At 41.2% G+C, this 5,149-nt stretch carries 6 protein-coding genes and 1 pseudogene; all 7 read left to right on the plus strand.

Annotated elements, in window-relative coordinates; genetic code table 11:
• Nucleotides 1–301: pseudogene (locus tag QZ359_RS08335) on the plus strand (peptide chain release factor N(5)-glutamine methyltransferase); the annotation flags it as partial.
• Nucleotides 285–887 (plus strand): L-threonylcarbamoyladenylate synthase, encoded by a 603-nt coding sequence (locus QZ359_RS08340; RefSeq protein ID WP_293965678.1) that lies wholly within the window; start codon nucleotides 285–287, stop codon nucleotides 885–887. The pseudogene QZ359_RS08335 and the gene QZ359_RS08340, both read left to right, overlap by 17 nt.
• Before the next feature lies 1 nt (nucleotide 888).
• A complete protein-coding gene (locus tag QZ359_RS08345) occupies nucleotides 889–1,320 on the plus strand; it encodes a GNAT family N-acetyltransferase (protein WP_293965679.1) in 432 nt (143 codons plus the stop codon).
• Nucleotides 1,321–1,381: 61 nt separating this feature from the next.
• Nucleotides 1,382–2,638, plus strand: coding sequence for a serine hydroxymethyltransferase (gene glyA, locus QZ359_RS08350; protein WP_261027217.1), 1,257 nt, complete (start codon nucleotides 1,382–1,384; stop codon nucleotides 2,636–2,638).
• Nucleotides 2,639–2,645: 7 nt separating this feature from the next.
• The gene (locus QZ359_RS08355; protein WP_020900776.1) at nucleotides 2,646–3,620 is read left to right on the plus strand and encodes a nucleoid-associated protein; all 975 of its coding nucleotides are present in this window, start codon (nucleotides 2,646–2,648) and stop codon (nucleotides 3,618–3,620) included.
• Nucleotides 3,620–4,234, plus strand: coding sequence for a cell wall hydrolase Pmp23 (gene pmp23 / locus QZ359_RS08360; RefSeq protein WP_050225249.1), 615 nt, complete (start codon nucleotides 3,620–3,622; stop codon nucleotides 4,232–4,234). Before QZ359_RS08355 ends, pmp23 begins: the two co-directional genes overlap by 1 nt.
• A gap of 73 nt (nucleotides 4,235–4,307) precedes the next feature.
• Nucleotides 4,308–5,149, plus strand: an 842-nt coding sequence (locus QZ359_RS08365; protein WP_293965691.1) for a DUF1002 domain-containing protein, incomplete at its 3' end; no start/stop codon positions are given.

Raw genomic sequence — 5,149 nt, forward strand, 5'->3', positions numbered from 1 at the left:
TTCCAATCCACCCTATATCTCTCGTGAAGATGAGTCAGAGGTCGGTTTGAATGTTTTGCATTCGGAGCCTCATCTAGCTCTCTTTGCAGACGAGGATGGTCTAGCTATTTACCGTAGAATTGCGGAAGATACAAAAGACTATCTCAAAGATGGTGGTAAGATTTACCTTGAAATTGGATACAAGCAAGGTCAAAGTGTTCCTGAACTTTTTAGGAAGCATCTTCCTGAAAAACGTGTAAGAACACTTAAGGACCAATTTGATCAAGATAGGATGGTCGTGGTTGATGATGGACAGGATTAGACAAGAGTTGGAAAAGGGTGGAGCGGTCGTTTTACCTACAGAGACGGTTTACGGTCTCTTTGCCAAGGCTCTAGACGAAAAAGCAGTTGACCATGTTTACCAACTCAAACGTCGACCTAGAGAAAAGGCGCTCAATCTTAATGTCGCTTCTCTAGAGGACATCTTGCACTTTTCAAAGAATCAGCCAACTTATCTACAAAAACTTGTAGAGACCTTTTTACCAGGTCCTTTGACCATTATTCTCGAAGCTAATGACCGAGTTCCCTATTGGGTCAATTCTGGCCTCGCGACTGTTGGATTTCGGATGCCCAGTCACCCTATCACACTGGATTTGATTGGAGAGACAGGGCCCTTGATTGGACCGTCTGCCAATATTTCAGGTCAGGCAAGTGGAGTGACCTTTGAACAAATTCTGAAGGATTTTGACCAAGAGGTTTTGGGTCTAGAAGACGATGCTTTTCTAACTGGACAGGATTCAACTATTTTGGACTTGTCTGGAGACAAGGTGAAAATCTTACGACAAGGGGCCATTAAGCGAGAAGATATTCTTGCTCGGTTGCCAGAGATTTCTTTTGAGGAGGAATGAGATGCTAAGAGATTTGCAAGAAACAGATGTGAAAGCTATTTGTGACATTAACCAAGAGGCTTTGGGCTATTCTTTTAGTCCAGAGGAAACGGCTAGTCAACTAGCTAGACTATCTCAGAATTCACATCATTTCCTACTTGCTTATGAGGATGAAGCTAGTCATGCCTTGCTTGGATATGTCCACGCTGAGGTCTATGAATCACTTTATTCTAAAGCAGGATTTAATATTTTAGCTTTAGCAGTTTCACCTCAAGCGCAAGGTCAAGGTATTGGTAAAAGCTTATTACAAGGGTTGGAAGAAGAAGCAAAAAGACGTGGTTATGGGTTTATCCGCTTAAATTCTGCCAATCATCGTCTGGGTGCTCATGCATTTTATGAAAAAGTTGGTTATACTTGTGATAAAATGCAGAAACGGTTTATTCGCATCTTTTAGTTTGATTTTCTAATAAGAAAATTAAACTAATGGACTAGTCACACTATAAAGGAGAAGACCTATGATTTTTGACAAAGATGATTTTAAAGCATACGATGCTGATCTCTGGAATGCTATTGCCAAAGAAGAAGAACGCCAACAAAATAACATTGAATTGATTGCTTCGGAAAACGTGGTTTCCAAGGCTGTTATGGCAGCTCAAGGGTCTATCTTGACGAATAAATACGCCGAAGGCTACCCAGGACGCCGTTATTATGGTGGAACGGATGTGGTAGACGTGGTAGAATCTCTAGCTATTGAACGCGCAAAAGAAATTTTCGGTGCAAAATTTGCCAATGTCCAACCACACTCAGGAAGCCAAGCTAACTGTGCAGCTTACATGGCCTTGATTGAGCCTGGCGATACGGTTATGGGAATGGATTTGGCTGCAGGTGGTCACTTGACTCACGGGGCTCCTGTAAGCTTCTCTGGTCAAACCTACAACTTTGTTTCTTATAGTGTGGATCCTGAAACAGAACTCTTGGACTTTGATGCTATCTTGAAACAAGCCCAAGAAGTAAAACCAAAATTGATCGTAGCAGGTGCTTCAGCCTATTCTCAAATTATCGACTTTTCAAAATTCCGTGAAATTGCGGACGCCGTTGGTGCTAAGCTCATGGTAGATATGGCTCATATCGCTGGTTTGGTTGCTGCTGGTCTTCACCCAAGTCCAGTACCATACGCTCACATCACGACAACAACGACCCACAAAACCCTTCGTGGGCCTCGTGGTGGTTTGATTTTGACCAATGATGAAGACTTAGCTAAGAAAATCAATTCAGCTATTTTCCCTGGTATTCAGGGTGGTCCTTTGGAGCACGTTGTGGCGGCTAAAGCTGTTTCCTTCAAAGAAGTTTTGGATCCAGCCTTCAAGGAATATGCTGCCAATGTCATCAAGAACAGCAAGGCTATGGCAGATGTCTTCTTGCAAGACCCTGATTTTCGTATCATTTCTGGAGGGACTGAAAACCATCTCTTCCTTGTTGATGTGACTAAGGTTGTAGAAAACGGAAAAGTTGCTCAAAACTTGCTGGATGAAGTCAATATTACCCTAAATAAAAACTCAATCCCTTACGAAAGCTTGTCACCATTCAAGACAAGTGGGATTCGTATCGGAGCAGCAGCCATTACTGCACGTGGATTTGGTGAAGAAGAAAGTCGCAAAGTCGCTGAACTCATCATTAAAACCCTTAAGAATGCAGAAAATGAAGCTGTCTTAGAAGAAGTGAGAAGTGCAGTCAAAGAATTAACAGATGCCTTCCCATTATACGAGGACTAAAACTTTTATGGATATTTATATTAAGAAAGCTATTATTCATCAGTTCAGTCCGGATGATACCGAGCTGTTCCTAGCGGATAAGTTTCTCAATATTACTCCAAAAATCGAAGAATACTTGCGTAAAAAAATTGAACGTGTGTATTCAGATGAAGCCAAGACTGGGATTTTCGAGGAAGAAAATCCCTTCTTCAATCATATCACAGACGATTTGTTGGAGACATCAGTAACACTGGCTAATCTCTGGAAAGAAGAGTTCAGTATTTCTGAAAACCTCAAGACCAATGACTTGATTTTTGTACAATTTTCTAAAGAAGGTGTAGAACATTTCGCTTTCTTGAGAATTGCCCTGCGGGAGACCTTGACCCACCTCGGTGGAGAAGTTGATAATCCAATCAAGCTGACTCAGAATAACCTGCCTGGATTTGGAACAGGGGCTGATGAGGCCTTGGTAGTCAATCTTCAGAGTCGCAAGTATCATCTGATTGAAAAACGAATCAAGTACAACGGGGCTTTTTTGAACTATTTTTCAGAAAATCTTCTTGCCGTCGCCCCTAAGATTTCACCCAAGAAATCTATCAAAGAACTGGAAAAAACGGCACAGCGAATTGCTGAAACCTTTAACACAGACGATTTTCAATTTCAATCCAAGGTAAAATCAGCGATTTTCAATAACCTGGAAGAAAGCAATGAATTATCGCCTGAGAAATTGGCCAATGACCTTTTTGACAACAATCTGACAGCTCGTTTGAGCTTTATTGACCAAGTCAAAGAAGTAGTACCAGAACCAGTTCAATTTGATGAAATTGATGCCAGTCGCCAATTAAAGAAATTTGAAAACCAAAAACTCTCCTTGTCAAATGGAATTGAGCTCATCGTTCCCAATAACGTCTATCAAGACGCCGAGTCTGTTGAGTTTATCCAAAACGACAATGGAACCTACTCTATCTTAATCAAAAATATCGAGGATATTCAAAGTAAATAATGTTTAAACGAATTCGAAGAGTGCTTGTACTAGCAGTCTTCCTTTTTGCTGGATATAAAGCTTATCGCGTTCACCAAGATGTCAAGCAAGTCATGACCTATCAACCTATGGTGCGAGAAATCTTGAGTGAAAAAGACACACCAGCAAACGAAGAGCTTGTGCTCGCTATGATTTATACCGAAACAAAAGGAAAAGAAGGCGATGTTATGCAGTCTAGTGAGTCTGTTAGTGGCGCTACCAATACCATCAATGATAATGCCTCTAGCATTCGGCAAGGCGTTCAAACTCTGACAGACAATCTCTATCTGGCCCAGAAGAAGGGGGTAGATGTCTGGACGGCTGTTCAAGCCTATAATTTTGGACCTGCCTATATCGATTTTATAGCCCAAAATGGCAAGGAAAATACCTTGGCTCTGGCCAAACAGTACTCTCGTGAGACTGTTGCTCCCTTGCTTGGCAATACCACCGGAAAGACTTATAGTTATATTCACCCCATTTCCATTTTTCACGGTGCAGAACTTTATGTAAATGGGGGAAACTATTATTATTCTAGACAGGTGCAACTCAACCTTTACATCATCAAATGTTTCACTCTCCTTTCGACATCTGGCTAGTCCAGGTGTTTTTGTTATAAGTTTTCTTTAAGATAGATATATTACTCTAGAAAGGTAAAGGAGGAAATTCCCTATGAGAAAGAAACTCTTTCTGACTAGTGCTGCGGTCTTGTGGGCGGTAACAGCTATGAATAGCGCCCATGCAGCAACAGATGTTCAAAAAGTCATCGATGAAACCTATGTCCAACCTGAATATGTCCTAGGTTCATCACTATCTGAAGACCAAAAAAGTCAAACCCTTAAAAAACTGGGCTACAATGCCTCAACAGACACCAAAGAACTCAAGACCATGACACCTGATGTCTATTCTAAGATTATGAATGTGGCCAATGACTCTAGCTTACAATTGTATTCATCAGCCAAGATTCAAAAGCTAGGGGACAAATCGCCACTTGAGGTCAAGATTGAAACACCAGAAAATATCACTAAGGTGACTCAGGATATGTACCGAAACGCAGCCGTAACGCTGGGAGTGGAACACGCCAAAATCACTGTAGCAGCCCCTATTCCAGTTACTGGTGAAAGTGCCTTAGCCGGGATTTATTATTCGCTAGAAGTTAATGGAGCCAAGGTGCCACAAGCCAATAAAGACTTGGCTCAAGAAGAGTTGAAGGCTTTGTCAGATATCAATGCTGAAAACAAGGACAAGTCAGGCTATGATGCTAATAAACTAAACGTTGCCCTAGCCGATATCAAGTCAGGACTCGCCAAAGCGAAGGAAAGCAAGGGAAATCTGACAGAGGAAGATGTCCGTAAGATTGTTGAAGATACCTTGAAAAATTACAAACTTGATCAGGTTATAACAGGAAACCAGATCAATATCATCATCAATTTTGCTTTAAATCTCTCAAAAAGTGATATTCTTAGCAATGCTGACTTCACTAAAACCCTAAATGACCTTAAACAAAGTATTGT

The organism is Streptococcus sp. (assembly GCF_019414905.1).
GTDB lineage: Bacteria > Bacillota > Bacilli > Lactobacillales > Streptococcaceae > Streptococcus.

Excerpts from the sequence above, each read along its gene's own strand:
- QZ359_RS08340 (WP_293965678.1), top strand. The coding sequence starts at position 285 with ATGATGGACAGGATTAGACAAGAGTTGGAAAAGGGTGGAGCGGTCGTT.
- glyA (WP_261027217.1), top strand. The coding sequence starts at position 1,382 with ATGATTTTTGACAAAGATGATTTTAAAGCATACGATGCTGATCTCTGG.
- QZ359_RS08345 (WP_293965679.1), top strand. The coding sequence starts at position 889 with ATGCTAAGAGATTTGCAAGAAACAGATGTGAAAGCTATTTGTGACATT.
- QZ359_RS08355 (WP_020900776.1), top strand. The coding sequence starts at position 2,646 with ATGGATATTTATATTAAGAAAGCTATTATTCATCAGTTCAGTCCGGAT.
- pmp23 (WP_050225249.1), top strand. The coding sequence starts at position 3,620 with ATGTTTAAACGAATTCGAAGAGTGCTTGTACTAGCAGTCTTCCTTTTT.